The organism is Allobosea sp. NPDC055353 (assembly GCF_053644975.1).
Genome location: NZ_JBSHMC010000002.1, coordinates 1,247,244 through 1,263,363 on the forward strand (window position 1 = coordinate 1,247,244; position 16,120 = coordinate 1,263,363).

At 67.0% G+C, this 16,120-nt stretch carries 18 protein-coding genes; 2 read left to right on the plus strand and 16 right to left on the minus strand.

Features of this window, described 5'->3' with window-relative positions:
• Positions 1-18: 18 nt before the first annotated feature.
• Both ACWIEX_RS19315 and ACWIEX_RS19320 read right to left on the minus strand, forming a co-directional pair.
• Positions 19-987 (minus strand): Bug family tripartite tricarboxylate transporter substrate binding protein, encoded by a 969-nt coding sequence (locus ACWIEX_RS19315; protein WP_454034582.1) that lies wholly within the window; start codon positions 985-987, stop codon positions 19-21.
• Positions 988-1,034: 47 nt separating this feature from the next.
• Entirely contained in the window at positions 1,035-2,036 is a 1,002-nt protein-coding gene (locus ACWIEX_RS19320; protein ID WP_454034583.1) for a hydroxyacid dehydrogenase, read from the minus strand.
• 128 nt (positions 2,037-2,164) lie between these two features.
• On the opposite strand from ACWIEX_RS19320, the gene ACWIEX_RS19325 reads away from it, so the two are divergent.
• Entirely contained in the window at positions 2,165-3,055 is an 891-nt protein-coding gene (locus ACWIEX_RS19325; protein ID WP_454034584.1) for a LysR family transcriptional regulator, read from the plus strand.
• A 163-nt stretch (positions 3,056-3,218) separates the two neighbouring features.
• Here the strand turns inward: ACWIEX_RS19325 and lhpH are convergent, their stop codons facing one another.
• From lhpH to ACWIEX_RS19345, 4 genes are all read right to left on the minus strand, one after another.
• The gene (lhpH, locus tag ACWIEX_RS19330) at positions 3,219-4,226 is read right to left on the minus strand and encodes a trans-3-hydroxy-L-proline dehydratase (protein ID WP_454034585.1); all 1,008 of its coding nucleotides are present in this window, start codon (positions 4,224-4,226) and stop codon (positions 3,219-3,221) included.
• A gap of 68 nt (positions 4,227-4,294) precedes the next feature.
• A complete protein-coding gene (locus tag ACWIEX_RS19335) occupies positions 4,295-5,431 on the minus strand; it encodes a M20/M25/M40 family metallo-hydrolase (RefSeq protein ID WP_454034586.1) in 1,137 nt (378 codons plus the stop codon).
• A gap of 11 nt (positions 5,432-5,442) precedes the next feature.
• A complete protein-coding gene (locus ACWIEX_RS19340; RefSeq protein ID WP_454034587.1) occupies positions 5,443-6,603 on the minus strand; it encodes a M20 aminoacylase family protein in 1,161 nt (386 codons plus the stop codon).
• A gap of 24 nt (positions 6,604-6,627) precedes the next feature.
• A complete protein-coding gene (locus tag ACWIEX_RS19345; protein ID WP_454034588.1) occupies positions 6,628-8,127 on the minus strand; it encodes a M81 family metallopeptidase in 1,500 nt (499 codons plus the stop codon).
• A 207-nt stretch (positions 8,128-8,334) separates the two neighbouring features.
• Between ACWIEX_RS19345 and trhA the strand changes: the two genes are divergently transcribed.
• Complete coding sequence (gene trhA / locus ACWIEX_RS19350; RefSeq protein WP_454034817.1) at positions 8,335-9,003, plus strand: PAQR family membrane homeostasis protein TrhA; 669 nt, start codon at positions 8,335-8,337, stop codon at positions 9,001-9,003.
• 28 nt (positions 9,004-9,031) lie between these two features.
• Here the strand turns inward: trhA and ureG are convergent, their stop codons facing one another.
• The 10 genes from ureG to urtD are packed head-to-tail and all read right to left on the minus strand — an operon-like array spanning position 9,032 to position 16,116.
• On the minus strand, positions 9,032-9,664 hold the full coding sequence (gene ureG, locus ACWIEX_RS19355; RefSeq protein WP_454034589.1) for an urease accessory protein UreG: 633 nt from the start codon (positions 9,662-9,664) through the stop codon (positions 9,032-9,034).
• Positions 9,661-10,389, minus strand: coding sequence for an urease accessory protein UreF (locus ACWIEX_RS19360; RefSeq protein ID WP_454034818.1), 729 nt, complete (start codon positions 10,387-10,389; stop codon positions 9,661-9,663). Before ACWIEX_RS19360 ends, ureG begins: the two co-directional genes overlap by 4 nt.
• Positions 10,316-10,819 carry an urease accessory protein UreE gene (locus ACWIEX_RS19365; protein ID WP_454034590.1) on the minus strand — a complete coding sequence of 168 codons (504 nt, stop codon included), beginning with the start codon at positions 10,817-10,819 and terminating at the stop codon, positions 10,316-10,318. Before ACWIEX_RS19365 ends, ACWIEX_RS19360 begins: the two co-directional genes overlap by 74 nt.
• A 9-nt stretch (positions 10,820-10,828) precedes the next feature.
• Positions 10,829-12,541, minus strand: a complete 1,713-nt coding sequence (gene ureC, locus ACWIEX_RS19370; RefSeq protein ID WP_454034591.1) for an urease subunit alpha — start codon at positions 12,539-12,541, stop codon at positions 10,829-10,831.
• The gene (locus tag ACWIEX_RS19375) at positions 12,541-12,846 is read right to left on the minus strand and encodes an urease subunit beta (protein ID WP_454034592.1); all 306 of its coding nucleotides are present in this window, start codon (positions 12,844-12,846) and stop codon (positions 12,541-12,543) included. Before ACWIEX_RS19375 ends, ureC begins: the two co-directional genes overlap by 1 nt.
• Before the next feature lie 3 nt (positions 12,847-12,849).
• Positions 12,850-13,431: a HupE/UreJ family protein gene (locus ACWIEX_RS19380; RefSeq protein ID WP_454034593.1), complete on the minus strand. Its 582-nt coding sequence runs from the start codon at positions 13,429-13,431 to the stop codon at positions 12,850-12,852.
• 22 nt (positions 13,432-13,453) lie between these two features.
• A complete protein-coding gene (locus tag ACWIEX_RS19385; RefSeq protein WP_454034594.1) occupies positions 13,454-13,756 on the minus strand; it encodes an urease subunit gamma in 303 nt (100 codons plus the stop codon).
• Between the two features lie 11 nt (positions 13,757-13,767).
• On the minus strand, positions 13,768-14,604 hold the full coding sequence (locus ACWIEX_RS19390; RefSeq protein WP_454034595.1) for an urease accessory protein UreD: 837 nt from the start codon (positions 14,602-14,604) through the stop codon (positions 13,768-13,770).
• Between the two features lie 47 nt (positions 14,605-14,651).
• Positions 14,652-15,347, minus strand: a complete 696-nt coding sequence (gene urtE / locus ACWIEX_RS19395; protein WP_454034596.1) for an urea ABC transporter ATP-binding subunit UrtE — start codon at positions 15,345-15,347, stop codon at positions 14,652-14,654.
• Between the two features lie 4 nt (positions 15,348-15,351).
• Positions 15,352-16,116, minus strand: a complete 765-nt coding sequence (gene urtD, locus ACWIEX_RS19400) for an urea ABC transporter ATP-binding protein UrtD (protein ID WP_454034597.1) — start codon at positions 16,114-16,116, stop codon at positions 15,352-15,354.
• Positions 16,117-16,120: the final 4 nt, after the last annotated feature.

The window sequence follows — 16,120 nt, forward strand, 5'->3', positions numbered from 1 at the left end:
CCGATCCGCGTCATCGGCTCAGTTGGCGACCTTCACGTCGGCCGCCTTGATCACTGCCGTCCATTTCGGCACGTCGGACCTGATCAGCGCGCCGAACTCGTCGCTGCTGCCGCCGAGCGCCTCGGCACCGGCCGAGCGCAGCTTGGCCTTGGTGTCGGACTGCTGCAGCACCTTGTTGAGCTCGGTATTGATGCGCGCGACGATCGGCGCAGGGACGCCCGTCGGCGCCGCAAGGCCCCACCATGTCACGGCCTCGGAGTTCTTCAGGCCCTTCTCCTCGAAGGTCGGGACATCCGGCAGGTCGGCATCGCGCTTGGTCGCGAAGACCGCGATCGGGCGCAGCACGCCTTCCTTGATCTGCACCATCGCCGAAGGCACGGACGAGATGTAGATCTCGACGCGCCCGCCGAGCAGGTCCGGCAGAGCCTGGGCCGCGCCCTTGTAGGGAACGTGGCGGAACTTCACCCCGGCGATCTGCTGGATGAGTTCGCCGGCCAGGTGCGAGCTGGTCCCGACGCCCGGCGAGGCAAAGGTCAGCTTGCCATCCTTGGCCTTGGCGGCGGCGAGCAGGTCCTCGACCGTCTTGATCGGCGAATCCTTGGCGACGACGAGGACTTGCGGCGCGGAGGCGACGAGGCCGATCGGCACGAAATCCTTGATCGGGTCGTAATTGGCCTTGCCGAGGATCGGGTTGATCACGAGATTGGCGTTCTGGGCGAGGACGATGGTGTAGCCATCCGGCGCAGCCTTGCCGGCGAGGCTCAGGCCGACGCTGCCACCGCTGCCCGGCTTGTTCTCGGCCACCAGCGTCCAGCCCGTGCTCTCGCCGAGCTTCTGGGCGATGACGCGCGCGACGACGTCGGTGCCGCCGCCCGGCGGGAACGGAATGACGAGGCGGATCGGCTTCTCCGGATATTGCTGTGCCGATGCTGTCGTCGCGAGCGCCGACAGAGCGAGCGCGGCGAGCGCCTTGTAGATAATCTTCATGGTCTTCCTCCCGTTTGTTATGGTCGTCCGGTATGTGGTCCGGATCTTCAGGCAGCGAGTTCGGTCAACCTCGCGAGGCTGGCCGCGTCCGGCTCTTCTCCATCGAGCACGGCGATGACATGCCGGGCGGCGATCTCGGCCATGGTCTTGGCCGATCCCGCGGTCACGCCGGCGATATGCGGAGTGGCGATCAGGTTGGGCAAAGCCCAAAGCGGGCTGTCCGCCGCCGGCGGCTCGACCGCGAAGCTGTCGAGGGCCGCCCCGGCGATCCGGCCTTCCAGCAGCGCGGCGACAAGTGCCGCCTCGTTGATCAGGGCGCCGCGGGCCGTGTTGATCACCAGCGAGGTCGGCTTCATCAGGCCGAAGCGGCGCGCGTCCAGCAGATCGCGCGTGGCGTTGGTCAGCGGGCAATGCAGGCTGACGATGTCGGCTTCCGCGACCAGGCTGTCGAGATCGCGTTCGCAATCCGCGCCGAACTGCGCGATCGCCGCGCGGGCATGGGGGTCGTGCAGCAGGACGGTCATGCCGAGGCCCTGCGCCATCCGGGCGACATGCTGACCGATCGAACCGAAGCCGACGAGGCCGATGACGGTGCCGGTGATGTCGCGCCCGATGAAGCTCGGCTTCGGCCAGGTACCGGCCTTCACGGCGATGTCGAGGCGCGGGATGTCCTTCAGCAGGGTCAGGGCCAGTGCGATGGTGTGCTCGGCGACGGCGCGCGAATTCGAGCCCATGGCGCGGATGACCGGAATATCGCGTGAAGCGGCCGCCTGGAGATCGATATTGTCGACGCCGACGCCGTGCTTCGCGATGACCTTGAGGCGCGGCGATGCGGCGATGATCGCCTCGTCGACGCGACCCTGGCGGACGATCAGCGCATCGACCTGCAATGCGGCTGCACGCTCGGCGACCTGCTCGCTCGGCGCATAGGCCGGCGAGAAGAAGACGTCGACGTCATGCGCGTTGAGAAGCTGGATGGCGTTCTCGGCCAGACGATCATGCGTGACAAGCACGCGCCTGCCGCGGGTGCGGGCACTGGTATCGGTCATCTCTGCGTTTCCTCACGGCTGCCTCGCATCCCGCTTCGCAGCGGTTGGGCGCCTTTCGGGGAACACTATTGACCAAAGCGGCCAAGCTCGTATGCTGAAATAATGACATATATCAATGATCTTTTGTCATGAAACATCCGATCGACGGCATCGAGGCCTTCATCCAGATCGCGGAGCTCGGCAGCTTCAACAAGGCGGCCGAGAAGCTGCATGTCACGCAGACCGGCCTGACGCGGCGCATCCAGCGGCTGGAAACCCATGTCGGCCTCAAGCTGATCGATCGGACGACACGGACCGTCGCGCTGACGAGCATCGGCCGCGAATTCCTGCCGGAGGCCCAGCGCATGCTCGACGCCGTCGACCGCTCGTTCGAGCGGTTGAAGACGATGTCGCGCTTCTCGACCGGCGACATCACGATCGCCTCGGTCCCTTCGCTGATGTATGGCCGCCTGCCGCGCATACTCAGAAGCTATGCCACGCGGCATCCGAACAACCGCGTCGAAATCCTCGACCGGACCAGCACGCTCGTCATCGAGGCGGTGCGCCGGCGCCAGGCCGAGTTTGGCCTGCATGTCCAGCCACCGAACCAGCAGGACCTGCACAACGAGATTCTGGTCCGCGATCCCTTCGTCGTCTACTGCCGCAACGACCATCCGCTGGCCGGGCGCGAGACCATCGCCTGGGCGGACCTCGCCGGCCACGACCTGATCACGCTCGGCGGCAGCAGCGGCAACCGGCTGCTGATGGAGGCTCAGTTGTCACGCTCCGGCATCGAGGTGAAGACCAGGTTCGTGGTCGAGTATTTCTCCAGCGCGATCGGGCTGGCTTCGGAAGGGCTGGGCATCGCCATCCTCGTCGCCTCGCTCGTCGAGAACCTGCGCGCCGATCTCGCCCAGATTCCGCTGGTGGACCCGGTTGTCGACCGGCCGGTCTCGCTGATCCGGCGGCGCGGCGAAACGCTGACTCCCGCCGCGCAGGCACTCTACAACCTGATCGTCCGCGATCTCGGACCGCTCTAGAGGCTGCTGATTTTATACGGAACCACGCGGTCATCCCGGGCTTGACCCGGGATCCATCATAGGGCGCATCGCTTTACGATGGATCCCGGATCGGCGCCGCTTCGCGGCTGGTCCGGGATGACGACCTGCTTCCGTGAAAATGAAGCACGCTCTAGCAAACACCCTACCGCAGCAGGAAGCCGTGCCGCAGCGGATCGTCGCGATCGATGATCCAGCTCGCCTGACCGCAGAGATGCGCACTGCCGGAGACTTCCGGGATGACGGCGTCGATCTCTCCCAATCTGGTCTCCCGCAGAACCCGCCCCGTCATGATCGAGCCGACGACGGATTCGTTGACCAGAATCTGGCCCCGCTTCAGAAGCCCCTTGGCATGGAGCAGCGCAGCCCGCCCGGCCGTGCCGGAGCCGGTCGGCGAGCGGTCCAGTTGCCGGTCGGCGAAGATGCAGCAATTGGCCTGCGTCGCCTTGGGATCGAGCGGATCGCCATCGATGATCGTGCCGTAAATATGGTTCAGCTCGGGGATTTCCGGATGAACCACCGGGAAGGCGGCGTTGGCGGCTGCCTTCACCTCGGCGCCGAAGCGGATCAGGGCCTCGGCCTTCTCCCGGCGGATCGTCAGGCCGAAGGGGCGGCCATCGGTATAGAAATAGAACGCGCCGCCGAAGGCGATGTCTCCGATGACCCGGCCATAGGTCGGCGTCTCCACGCTGACATCGCGATGGACCAGATAGGACGGCACGTTCACGAAGCGCACGCTGGCGGCGCGCCTGCCGTCCCAGGCGACGAAGGCCTCGATGAAGCCGCAGGGCGCGTCGATCCCCACCCGCGTTTCCGGCTCGGTGCGCTGGACCCAGCCGAGTTCGACGGCCGCGGTCGCCAAGGCGATGACGCCATGGCCGCAATGGTCGCTGTAACCTTCGTTATGTACGAAGATGACGCCGAAATCGGCTTCGGGCGAAACCGGCTCGGTCAGATAGCCTGCATACATGTCGGCATGGCCGCGCGGTTCGAAGATCAACGCCTGCCTGACACCGTCGATGTTTTTTTTAACCCAGTCGCGCCGCTGCACGATCGTCTTGCCGGGCAGCCGCGGCAGCCCGCTCGTCACGATCCGGAACGGCTCGCCGCCGGTATGGGCCTCGATGGTCTGGATAACGCGGTCGGCTTGCATCGTTCCCCTTGGAGCCAAGTTCGTCGTGGTGCTGTGTCCGGGCGGGGGCCGCAACCGCGGCCGCTGCCTCAGTCCGACAGGCGCGCGAGCAGCCCGGCGATCAGCCGGGTCCGCCGCGCCAGGCTCTCGACCTCGATATGCTCTTCCAGCGTGTGATAGCCGGCACCGAGCACGCCGAGACCGTCGAGCGAGGGAATTCCGGCCGCACCGGTGAAATTGGCGTCCGAGCCGCCGCCGGCCGAGGCATGGCCGAGCTCCCAGCCCAGTTCCGCAGCGATACCGCGCGCCTCGCGGTAGAGCGCCATCGTGCCTTCGTCGGGCTCCCAGACCGGGCGGGTGACGCCGCGCTCGACCGTGAAGCCGGTGCCGTCGGCCTCGCGCTGCGACAAGGCGAGCATGCGCTCGACGCCGCGGTCGAGGTCGTGCTGGCGCTTGGCCATGCTGAGCGCTTCGGCCCGGCAGGAGGTCGGCACGCAGTTCACCCACTGGCCGCCCTGGATCACGCCGACCGAGAAGGTGCAATCCTCATCGGTCATCGCCTCGATGGCGAGCAGTTGCCTCGCCATCATGCTGATGGCGGAACGGCCGTCCTTCAGGCGTGAGCCAGCATGGCTCGGCCGGCCCTCAGTCGAAAGGTTGAAGCGGGCGATGGCATAGCGCCCGGTGACGACGCCGTCGCCCGGCTGGCCGGGCTCTGGCACCAGCACGTAGCGGTGGCGGCGTGCCTCCTCCATGATCAATTCGCGCGTGCCCGGACTGCCGATCTCCTCGTCGGAGGTGTAGAGCACCGTGATCGGCAGCGGCGTTGCGACGCCGGCTTTCGCCAGTGCGACGATCGCCTGCAGCCCGGCATAGGCACCGCCCTTCATGTCGAGGATGCCCGGCCCGTAGCAGCGCGCGCCGTCGCGGCGGAAGGGCAGCTTCGCCAGCGTCCCGACCGGATGCACCGTATCGAGATGCGACATCACCAGAATGCCGGGATCGCCCTGGCGCGGATGCGGAAACGCGGCGCGCACGCAGTCACCGAGCCCCTTCGGGCCGGGAATGCGGGTGATGCTGGCGCCGGCCGCCGCGGTATCGGCCGCGGCGAGATCCATCATCCGGTTGACCGCGGCGGTGTCGAAGGTCGGGCTCTCGCACTCGATCCAGGGGCGCAGGCCCGCGAGCAGGGCCTCGGTGTCAAGCGGCAGCGTAGCGATATCCATCCTGTCGATCCTCAGGCGGCGGCGCGGGTTTCGACGAGCCGGGCCAGCAGGCTCGCGCCGACCGGCAGGATGCCGTCGTCGAGGACATAGGCCGGATTGTGAACCGGCACGGTGCCGGCATGGCCGACCCAGGCATAGGCTCCGGGCACGACGCGCAGCATGTCGGCGAAATCCTCGCTGCCCATCAGCGGCTTGCCGTCTGTCAGCACGCCCTCGCTGCCGACGATCTCGGCGGCGACAGCGAGAACGGCGTCGGTCTGGGCCTCGTGATTGACCAGCACGTTGAAGATGTTGCGGATGTCGACCTCGATGGTGACGCCGAAGCTCGCCGCCGTACCGGCCGCGATCTCGCGCATGCGGTCGCGCACGAGCGCGCCGATCTCCGGCGAGAAGGTGCGGATCGTGCCGGCGAGGACGGCCTCCTCGGGGATGACGTTATAGGCCGAGCCGGCATGGATCTGCGTGATCGAGAGCACGGCGGCCTCGCGCGGATCGGCATTGCGGCTGACGATGGTCTGGAGGGCGTTGGCGAGGCTCATCGCCACCACGATCGGATCGCGCCCCATATGTGGCATCGCGCCATGGCTGCCGCGGCCGGTGATCCTGATGTCGAAGAAATCGGCGCCGGCCATGGCAGGTCCCGGGAAGATCGAGATCTGGCCGGGGTCGAGATCGGGCGAATTATGCAAACCGTAGATCTCGTCGCAGGGGAAGCGCTCGAACAACTTCTCGGCGATCATGCTGCGGGCGCCGCCGAGGCCTTCCTCGGCCGGCTGGAAGACGAAGACCGCCGTACCCTTGAAGCCGCGGTTCTCGGAGAGATAGCGGGCCGCGCCCAGCAGCATGGTGGTGTGGCCGTCATGGCCGCAGGCATGCATCTTGCCGGCAACGGTCGAGCGCCAGGGCAGATTGGTGATCTCCTGGATCGGCAGCGCGTCCATGTCGGCGCGCAGGCCGATGCGCCGGCCGGGCCCGCCGGTGCCATGGAGGATGCCGACCAGGCCGGTCTTGCCGATGCCGCGATGGACCTCGATCCCCCAGCTCGTGAGCTTTTCCGCGACGATGTCTGAGGTCCTGACCTCCTCGAAGCCGATCTCGGGATGGGCATGGAGATCGCGGCGGATGGCGACGAGCTCGTCCGTGAAGGACAGGATCTCAGGCAGGGCGGGCATGACGGCTCCAGAAAGCGGGTTGATTCAGGCGAAGGGCTTGCCGAGGGGTGAGGTCCGCAGGCCGGGCCGCAAGCGGCGCCACGGCAAGGCGGCCGGATCGACCGGCATCGGCCCCGGCGCGGCGCAGACGAGGATCGTCTCCGCGATCGGCTCGAAATCGGCCCGGAAATGCACCGAGCTCTTGTTGACGAGGATCGCCTGCTCGGTCGGCTCGATCCCGACCTGACGGTACATCGCCTGATCGGCCATCTGCGCCTTGCGCGAACCGACGACGATCCGGACATCGCCGATACGCAGGCAGGCGCTCAGGCCCAGATTCATGCGCGATCCCCCGTAGAACGGGCCGGGCGCGACGAAGCGGCCGTCCGACAGCCTCTCGACCAGGAATTGGCCATCGAGCGGCTTGTCTCCGGGGATGCCGGATTTCGCGCCGAGCGAGAGCGTGATGGTCTTGCCTTCACCTGCGGCATGGGCGGCTTCGGCCGCGGTCGCGTCGACGATGACCCCGATGGCGGCGCGCCTGGCGCGGCCCTGCACCAGGGCATGGGCCATGCCCATCGTGTCGGAATCGCCGCCGGCGCCGGGATTGTCCTGTGTGTCGGAGATGACGACGGGCTTCGTCGCGGCCTCGGCCAGACGCATCGCCTCCGCCACGCCGTCTTCGGGCGAGAACACCCGGCCCTTGAATGCGGCTTCGCTGGCCATGACGCGGGCCAGGACGGCGTCGGCCGCCCGGTCGGCATCGGCCTGTGTCGCGCCATAGGCGAGCACGGTCGCCCCGCAATCGGGGAAATCGGCGGCCGGGAAGCCGGGCAGGAAGGACAGCGTCGGCACGGCCGGGCCTTCGAGCGCGGCGAGCTCCGCATAGATGGTGCGGCAGGGTTCCATCGCCGTCGCCTGCCAGGCGATGGGGATGAGATAGGGCACCTGGCGGAAGGCCTTGGCCGGGCGGGCGGCCGTCTCGATCAATGGCGCCAGCACCGCGGCCGAGCGGCTGCCGGTCAGCGCCATGTCGACATGCGGGTAGGTGCGGAAGGCGACGAGCGCATCGGCCGTCGCCATCATCAGCGGCGTGACATTGCCATGCAGGTCGAGGCTGACGACAAGCGGAATGTCGGGCCCGATCGCAGCACGAACCCGCCGCAGCAATTCGCCCTCGCCGTCATCGTGATTCTGCGCGACCATGGCGCCGTGCAGGTCGAGATAGACACCGTCCAGCGGCAGCGCCGCGGTGATGCGCTCCACCAGTTCGCCGGCGAGGGCCTCGAAGGCCTCTGCCGTGACATGGGCGGAGGGGCTCGCTGCACACCAGAGCGTCGGCACGAGTTCCCAATCCCGCCCGCGAGCGCTGTCGACGAAGCCGGCCGCGCTGACATTGACGTCCTTCACAGCTGCGAAGATCGCTTCGCCGCGCGCCAGCGGAGGCCAGCCCCCGCCTTGCAGGAAGGCCTCCATCCCGGCCATGCTGGGCGCGAAAGTGTTGGTTTCGTGGAGAAATCCACCAAATGCAATACGGCGCGGCATCCGTTCTCCCCTCGACTGCCGCCGAGGTAATCACAGGCAGCTGCGCTCTCCAAGGCGCAAAAGCGCCGGCCCGGCCCTAGCGAAATGGCGGGGCTGGATCATCTGATGAGCCGGCAGGCCTGTGACGATGCAGCACAGGCGACGACACTGAGATGACACAGGGTCCCGCTACATGCCAAACCAACCCAAACTGCCAACGCGTGAGGAATTGCCGTGAACGTTCCCGTCGTAGGACGCTTCGTCTTCAGGCGCGCCGAGCTTTGGGCCGACGGCGTGATCCATGTCCTCGGCGTTGCGCTCGGGCTGGGAGCCGTCGCAGCCTTGATCGTTCAGGTCGCCAACAGCGCTCCGCTGTTCGATCTGATTCCCGTTTCGATCTATGGCGCGGCCCTCCTCGCAGTCCTGATCGTCTCGGCGACCTACAACATGTGGCCGATTTCGCCGCGCAAGTGGTTCATCAGGCGCTTCGATCATTCGGCGATCTACGTTCTGATCGCCGGCACCTACACCCCGTTCCTGATGAAACTGAGCGGGAGCATTTTCGCCCAGGCCCTCCTCGCCGTCGTGTGGCTCGCGGCGGCGGCCGGCGTCGTCATCAAGGTGGCCCTGCCGGGTCGGTTCGATCGCCTGTCGATCGCGCTTTATCTCCTGATCGGGTGGAGCGGTCTCCTGATCTGGGAGAGCGTCAGCCTCCTGCCCGCGACCACCTTATGGTTGATCGTGGCAGGCGGCCTGCTCTACTCGATCGGTGTCATTTTCCACGTCTGGGAAAGCCTGCCGTTCCAGAATGCGATCTGGCACGGCTTCGTTCTCGTTGCGTCCGGCTGCTTCTATGGGGCCGTGTTTCGGGCGTATGCGATCGCACCGACCGCATGAGCTGCAGCCGCCATGGGCGGCCCCTCGCTCAAATGCCCCCTCGTTCAGCGACGAGGCCGCCATTCCTTTCGATGAAGGCAACGATCTCCCCCACCCCCGTGAGCCGGTTGAGGTCGCTGAAGACGAAGGGCCGGCCGGCGCGCTGCTTTTCGGTGTCGGAACGCATCACGTCGAGATTGGCCCCGACATAAGGCGCGAGGTCGATCTTGTTGATGATGAGCAGGTCCGAGCGGGTGATGCCCGGGCCGCCCTTGCGCGGGATCTTCTCGCCGCCGGCGACGTCGATGACATAGAGCGTGAGGTCGGCGAGATCGGGCGAGAAGGTCGCGGCGAGATTGTCGCCGCCGGATTCGATGAAGACGACGTCGAGGTCGGGGAAGCGCCGGCGCATCTCGGCGATCGCGGCGAGATTGATCGAGGCGTCCTCGCGGATCGCGGTATGCGGGCAGCCGCCGGTCTCGACGCCGATGATGCGCTCTTCCGGCAGGGCCTGCAGCCGGTTGAGGATCAATTCGTCCTCCTTGGTGAAGATGTCGTTGGTGACGACGGCGACGGAGTAGCGCTCGCGCATCGCCTTGCAGAGCTTTTCGGTGAGGGTGGTCTTGCCGACGCCGACCGGGCCGCCGATGCCGACCCGGAGCGGGCCATTGGGGGAGTTCACGAGCGAAAGACCCTTGAATACTGCGTTTCGTGGTTCATCGAGAGAATGTCGGCGCGGATGGTGCAGGAGCCGAGATCGTCGAGCGTGGAGGTGGCGGCATGCTGCGCCGTCCGCAGGATGACCGGCTCCAACGCGGCGAGCGTCGCCACCCCGTCGCGCTGGCCGAGCGGCACCAGCCGCACACAGGCCTGGACGAGGTTCGAGGCGAAGGCGTGAAGATAGGCGGTGAGCGTATCGGCGAGCCCGACGCCATGGCGGGCCGCGGCGGAGCCGACAGCCACGGGGTAGGCGATCGGCCTGTCCGTACCAGCCAGCGGCTCGCCGCTCCATGAGCTCATCGCATCGACGAAGGCGGTGCCTTGCAGCGTCGTTTCCATGTGACGTTCGCGCGAGCCGGCCATCGCTTCGGCCAGGTCCGCAACGTCGGTGATCTCTTCACCAGCGCTGGTCTCGCGCCAGGCTTCGGCTAGCAGGACGGCGTCATTCCAGGCGGATCCTTGCTCCAGCAGCGCCTCCAGCCATTCGCGCAGGCTTTGCCGATCTCGGATCAATCCGTCGTGGATCGTTCGCTCCAGCCCGTGGCTATAAGCGAAGGACCCAACCGGAAAGGCCGGGGAGAGCCATGTCATCAGGCGCGCGAGTGCGGCAGTCTCAGTCATGATGGTGGTGATGGCCGTGCCCATGGCCATGGTCATGATGATGAGCGGGACTGTGCCCGTGATCATGCCCATGGGCGTGATAGGCGCCATGAACCGGCTGGAAGCGCGCGACGACCGCGCGGACGGAGGCGCCGAGCCCTTCCAGCATGGCGCGGATGACATGGTCGCGCTGGATCAGGATGCGGGTTTCGTCGATCTGCGCCGGCAGGTGCCGGTTGCCGAGATGCCAGGCGAGATGACGCAACGGGCAAGCGCGGCCGGGAAGCACCTCGTAGAGTTCCTCCTCTGCCGCGACGATCGTCACCGTGCGGCCGTCCTCCAGCACCAGCCGATCGCCATCGGCGAAGAGCACCGGCTCGGGCAGGTCGACCATGACCTCCTCGCCCTGATCCGTGGTGACGAGCTTGCGGCGGAGATGGCGCGCCGCATGGTCGAGCCGGATGGTGCCGGCGGGTTGGTCATCACCGCCATGGCTATGGGAAACGGCGCGGAGCATGGCTAAACCTCAGAACAGGAAATAGCGCTGCGCCATCGGCAGCACGGTCGCGGGTTCGCAGGTCAGGAGCTCGCCATCGGCACGCACTTCGTAGGTCTCGGGGTGGACCTCCATATGCGGCGTCGCGTCGTTGAGGATCATCGAGGCCTTGGAGATGCCGCCGCGCGTGTTCTCGACCGCGACCATGCCTTTGGCGACGCCGAGCCTCTCCTTGAGGCCGCTCGCGATCGCCGCCCGGCTGACGAAGGTCACGGAGGAGACGGCCGGCGCGCGACCCATGGTCCCGAACATCGGCCGGTAATGCATCGGCTGCGGCGTCGGGATCGAGGCGTTGGGATCGCCCATCGGCGCGGCCGCGATCATGCCGCCGACCAGCACCATCTCCGGCTTCACGCCGAAGAAGGCCGGGTTCCAGAGCACGAGATCGGCCCGTTTCCCGACCTCGATCGAGCCCACATGTTTCGAGAGGCCCTGCGCGATCGCCGGATTGATCGTGTATTTCGCGATGTAGCGGCGCACCCGCAGATTGTCGTTGTCGCCGGTCTCTCCAGGCAGGCGCCCGCGCTGGATCTTCATCTTGTGCGCGGTCTGCCATGTCCGGATCGGCACCTCGCCGACACGGCCCATGGCCTGGCTGTCCGAGGAGATGATCGAGAAGGCGCCGATATCGTGCAGGATATCCTCGGCCGCGATGGTCTCCTTGCGGATGCGGCTCTCGGCGAAGGCGATATCCTCGGGGATCGAGGGCGACAGGTGATGGCACACCATCAGCATGTCGAGGTGTTCGGCGATGGTATTCTTCGTGTAAGGCCGCGTCGGGTTTGTCGAGGACGGGATGACGTTCGGCAGGCCACAGACCTTGATGATATCAGGCGCATGGCCGCCGCCGGCGCCCTCCGTATGGAAGGCGTGGATGGTGCGGCCCTTGAAAGCCGAGACCGTGTCCTCGACGAAGCCGCTCTCGTTCAGCGTATCCGTATGGATCATGACCTGAACGTCATGGTCGTCGGCGACGCTGAGGCAGTTGTCGATCGCGGCCGGGGTCGTGCCCCAGTCCTCATGGAGCTTGAGCGCGCAGGCGCCGCCCTCGATCATCTCGATCAGGGCCGCAGGCTTCGAGGCATTGCCCTTGCCGGAGAGGCCGAGATTGATCGGCACCGCGTCGAAGGACTGGATCATCCGGCCGAGATGCCAGGGGCCGGGCGTGCAGGTCGTCGCCAGCGTGCCGTGGGCCGGGCCGGTGCCGCCGCCGAGCATGGTGGTGACGCCGGACATCAGCGCCTCGTCGATCTGCTGCGGGCAGATGAAATGGATGTGCGCGTCGACGCCGCCGGCGGTGAGGATCTTCCCCTCCCCCGCGATCGCCTCGGTGCCGGGGCCGATGACGATGGTGACGCCGGCTTGCGTATCCGGATTGCCGGCCTTGCCGATGGCGACAATCCGCCCATCCTTCAGGCCGACATCCGCCTTCACGATGCCCCAGTGGTCGACGATTAGCGCATTGGTGATGACGGTGTCGACCGCGCCCTCGGCCCGGCTCGCCTGGCTCTGGCCCATGCCGTCGCGGATGACCTTGCCGCCGCCGAACTTCACCTCCTCGCCATAGACGGTGAAATCCTTCTCGACCTCGATGATCAGCTCGGTATCGGCAAGGCGGACCCGGTCCCCGACCGTGGGCCCATACATCTGCGCGTAGGCGGCGTGGGAGAGCTTGGCCGGCATCAGAGTGTCCCCATCACCTTCTGCTGGAAACCGTAGACGGCGCGTGCACCGCCCAGCGGCACGAGGCGGATTTCGCGCTGCTGACCGGGCTCGAAGCGCACGGCCGTGCCTGCAGCGATGTCGAGCCGCATGCCGCGGGCGCGCGCGCGATCGAAATCGAGCGCCTCGTTGGTCTCGAAGAAATGATAGTGCGAGCCGACCTGGATCGGTCGGTCGCCGGTATTGGCGACGAGCAGCGTGATCTGCTCCGCGCCTGCGTTGAGGACGATGTCCCCGGCAGCGGAGAAAACCTCTCCGGGGATCATGTCTCAGGCTCCCGCGACCAGCCAGAGCCCGCCGAGCGCGGTCAGGCCGCCGGCGATGCGCGCCGCGATCCGGCCGCGATGCGAGAGCGCGTTGCCGGCGAGGCCAATGCCGAGGCCCACGGCATGCAGCAGCGCGGTCGCCAACGCGAAACCGGTCACGAAGGACAGGCTCGTCGCCTCGCCGAGCTCGCCACCGTGAGCATAGCCGTGGAACAGCGCAAAGAAGCCCACCACGACCATCCCGACCGCGACCGGGACCTGCAGGGCGACCAGCGCGAGCAGGCCGAGCACCACGACGGACGCCGCTATCGTCGGCTCGACGAAAGGCAGGCCGATGCCGGCAAGCGCCGCCGCAAAGCCGAGCATCATCGTGGCGATGAAGGCCGCGGGAATCGCCCAGATGGCGCGCCCGCCGACGAGGAAGGCCCAGAGGCCGACGCCGACCATCGCCAGGATATGATCCGCCCCGAAAAGCGGATGCGAGAAGCCGGCGGCAAACGAGCCGTGCTCGGCCGGATTGAGATGGGCGAAGGCCGGGCTCGCGGCACCCAGGCTCAGGATGAGGACAATCGACAATCTCTTCATGGTAGCCTCTATGTCGGACAGTTCAGCGGATCGGCTGGTGGACGGTGACGAGCTTGGTCCCATCGGGGAAGGTCGCCTCGACCTGCACATCGTGGATCATTTCGGCGACGCCTTCCATCACCTGCTCGCGGCCGACGACATGCGCACCGGCTTCCATCAGCTCGGCGACGCTGCGGCCATCGCGCGCGCCTTCGACCACGAAATCCGAGATCAGGGCGATGGCCTCGGGATGGTTGAGCCTGACGCCGCGTTCGAGCCGGCGCCGGGCGACCATGGCCGCCATGGAGATCAGGAGCTTGTCCTTCTCGCGCGGTGTGAGGTTCATCGCGTCAGTCCCTAGAGTTGCCAGACCTTGGGCAGCGGACGGCCGCCCAGGAGAAGGGTGAGCAGCGGCTCCAGCCGCCGCCGGAGCGCGAGCCCGGTCTCCTCGACCAGCCGCGCGAGAAGCTTGCCGTTCCAGGCGCTGGCGCCGCCGTTCGGTCCGATGATGGATCGGGCCTGTTCCAGAAAGCGCTCGGGCGTGGCGCCGGCGAAGAGCACCGTGGCCATGGCCCGGCAGCCGGCCATGGCGGGCTGCGGCGCGAGCCGGGCGTTGATATCGCCCTCGACGCGCAGGTCGTCCGCAAAGAGCAACCGGCCGTCGCGGCGAATGCGCCAGCGATCGTGCAGATGGCCGCTATGCAAGGTCTCGCCCATCGCCTGCCGGCCGAACAGGATCGCCTCGACCGCGACAAGTTCGGAATCGCCGGCGAGATCGACGTCGAGCGACCGCGACAGCCGCCCACCTTCGAACAGGATCGTCTCCTGCGGCAGCCAGGCGAGCCGGGCGCCGGCCGCAAGCCTCAGGCGGTTGGTCACGACGGCATCCGCACCCGTCGAGCGATAGACGCGCTCACAGGCCTGGGTAGTGACGCTCGCAGCGGCGCCGACAGCAAGGCTAACCTCGGTGCCGAAGCGGTCTCCCCCGGTCAGCCCGCCCGCCGTATTGATGATGATCGCCTGCGGATCGTCGGTTCCAAGTGGGCGCGGGAAGCGCAGTTTCGCACAGCCCTCCTGGAAGAGCCGGTCGAGGCAGGTGCGGCCGTCGCGCGTGCGGAAGCTGACGTTGGCCTGCCCGTGTGCACGCTGCATCCGGATCGGAACAGGACTCTGGAGATCGTCAATCGCCAGCATCGTCAGGACCGCTTCCGATTGAGCAGGGCTTGCAGAAGACGCTGCATCTAGACCTGAATCAAGCGCTGGACCTGCGCGCCGTCGAGTTCGCCCATCGGCCCCGACAGCACGACCTCACCGCGATCCATCACGAACATCGTGTCAGCGAGATCGCGGGCGAAGTCGAAATACTGCTCGACGAGCACGATCGCCATACCGCCCTTGCTGCGCAGATAATCGATGGCGCGGCCGATATCCTTGATGATCGAGGGCTGGATGCCCTCGGTCGGCTCGTCCAGCACCAGGAGCCTGGGTCGGGTGACCAGCGCCCGCGCAATCGCGAGTTGCTGCTGCTGGCCACCCGAGAGGTCTCCGCCGCGCCGGCCCAGCATGGTCTTCAGCACGGGGAACAGGTCGAAGAGTTCATCCGGGACGAAGCGCTCGCGGCGCTTCAGCGGCGCGAAGCCGGTCTCCAGATTCTCCTTCACCGTCAGCAGCGGGAATATCTCCCGCCCCTGCGGCACATAGGCGATGCCGACCCGCGCCCGATCCTCGCTGCGCAGGACCGAGATGTCCTTGCCGTCGAGGCGGATATGCCCCGCCGAGACCGGCTGATGCCCGACGATGGCGCGCATCAGCGAGGTCTTGCCGACGCCGTTGCGCCCCATCACACAGGTGACCTTGCCGGTCTCGGCCGTAACGGAGACACGGCGCAGCGCCTGGGCGGCGCCGTAGTGGAGATCGATGGCGTCGACGGTCAGCATGTGGTCACCGCCCCAGATAGACTTCGACGACGCGCTCGTTGGCGCTGACATGATCGAGCGGGCCTTCCGCCAGCACCGCGCCCTCATGCAGCACCGTGACCTTTACGCCGAGCTCGCGGATGAAGCCCATGTCGTGCTCGACCACGATGACGGAATGGTCTTTTGCGATCTCCTTGAGCAGCACCGCCGTCTGCGCCGTCTCGCCGTCGGTCATGCCGGCGGCGGGCTCGTCGACGAGCAGGAGTTTTGGGTCCTGCGCCAGCAGCATGCCGATCTCCAGCCACTGCTTCTGGCCATGCGAGAGCGAGCCTGCGAGTCGGTCGCGCCTGTCGGCGAGGCGAATGGTGCCGAGGATGCTGTCGATGCGCTTCTGCTGCGGGCTCTCCGTCTTCCAGAACAGCGTCCGGCCGACCGTGCGCTTCGATTTGAGCGCCAGCAGGATGTTATCCTCGATCGTGTGGCTGTCGAAGACAGTCGGCTTCTGGAACTTGCGGCCGATCCCGAGATTGGCGATCGCAGCCTCGTCGAGCCGGGTCAGGTCGACCGTGCCGCCGAACATGACCGTGCCGGTATCGGGCTTGGTCTTGCCGGTGATGATGTCCATCATCGTGGTCTTGCCGGCCCCGTTGGGGCCGATGATGGCGCGCATCTCGCCGGGTTCGATGGTCAGCGACAGGCCGCGGATCGCCTTGAAGCCGTCGAAAGAGACGCTGACGCCGTCGAGATAAAGCAGCGAGGAGGTGAGAGCGCCGGGCACGGGAGCGTTCATCGCT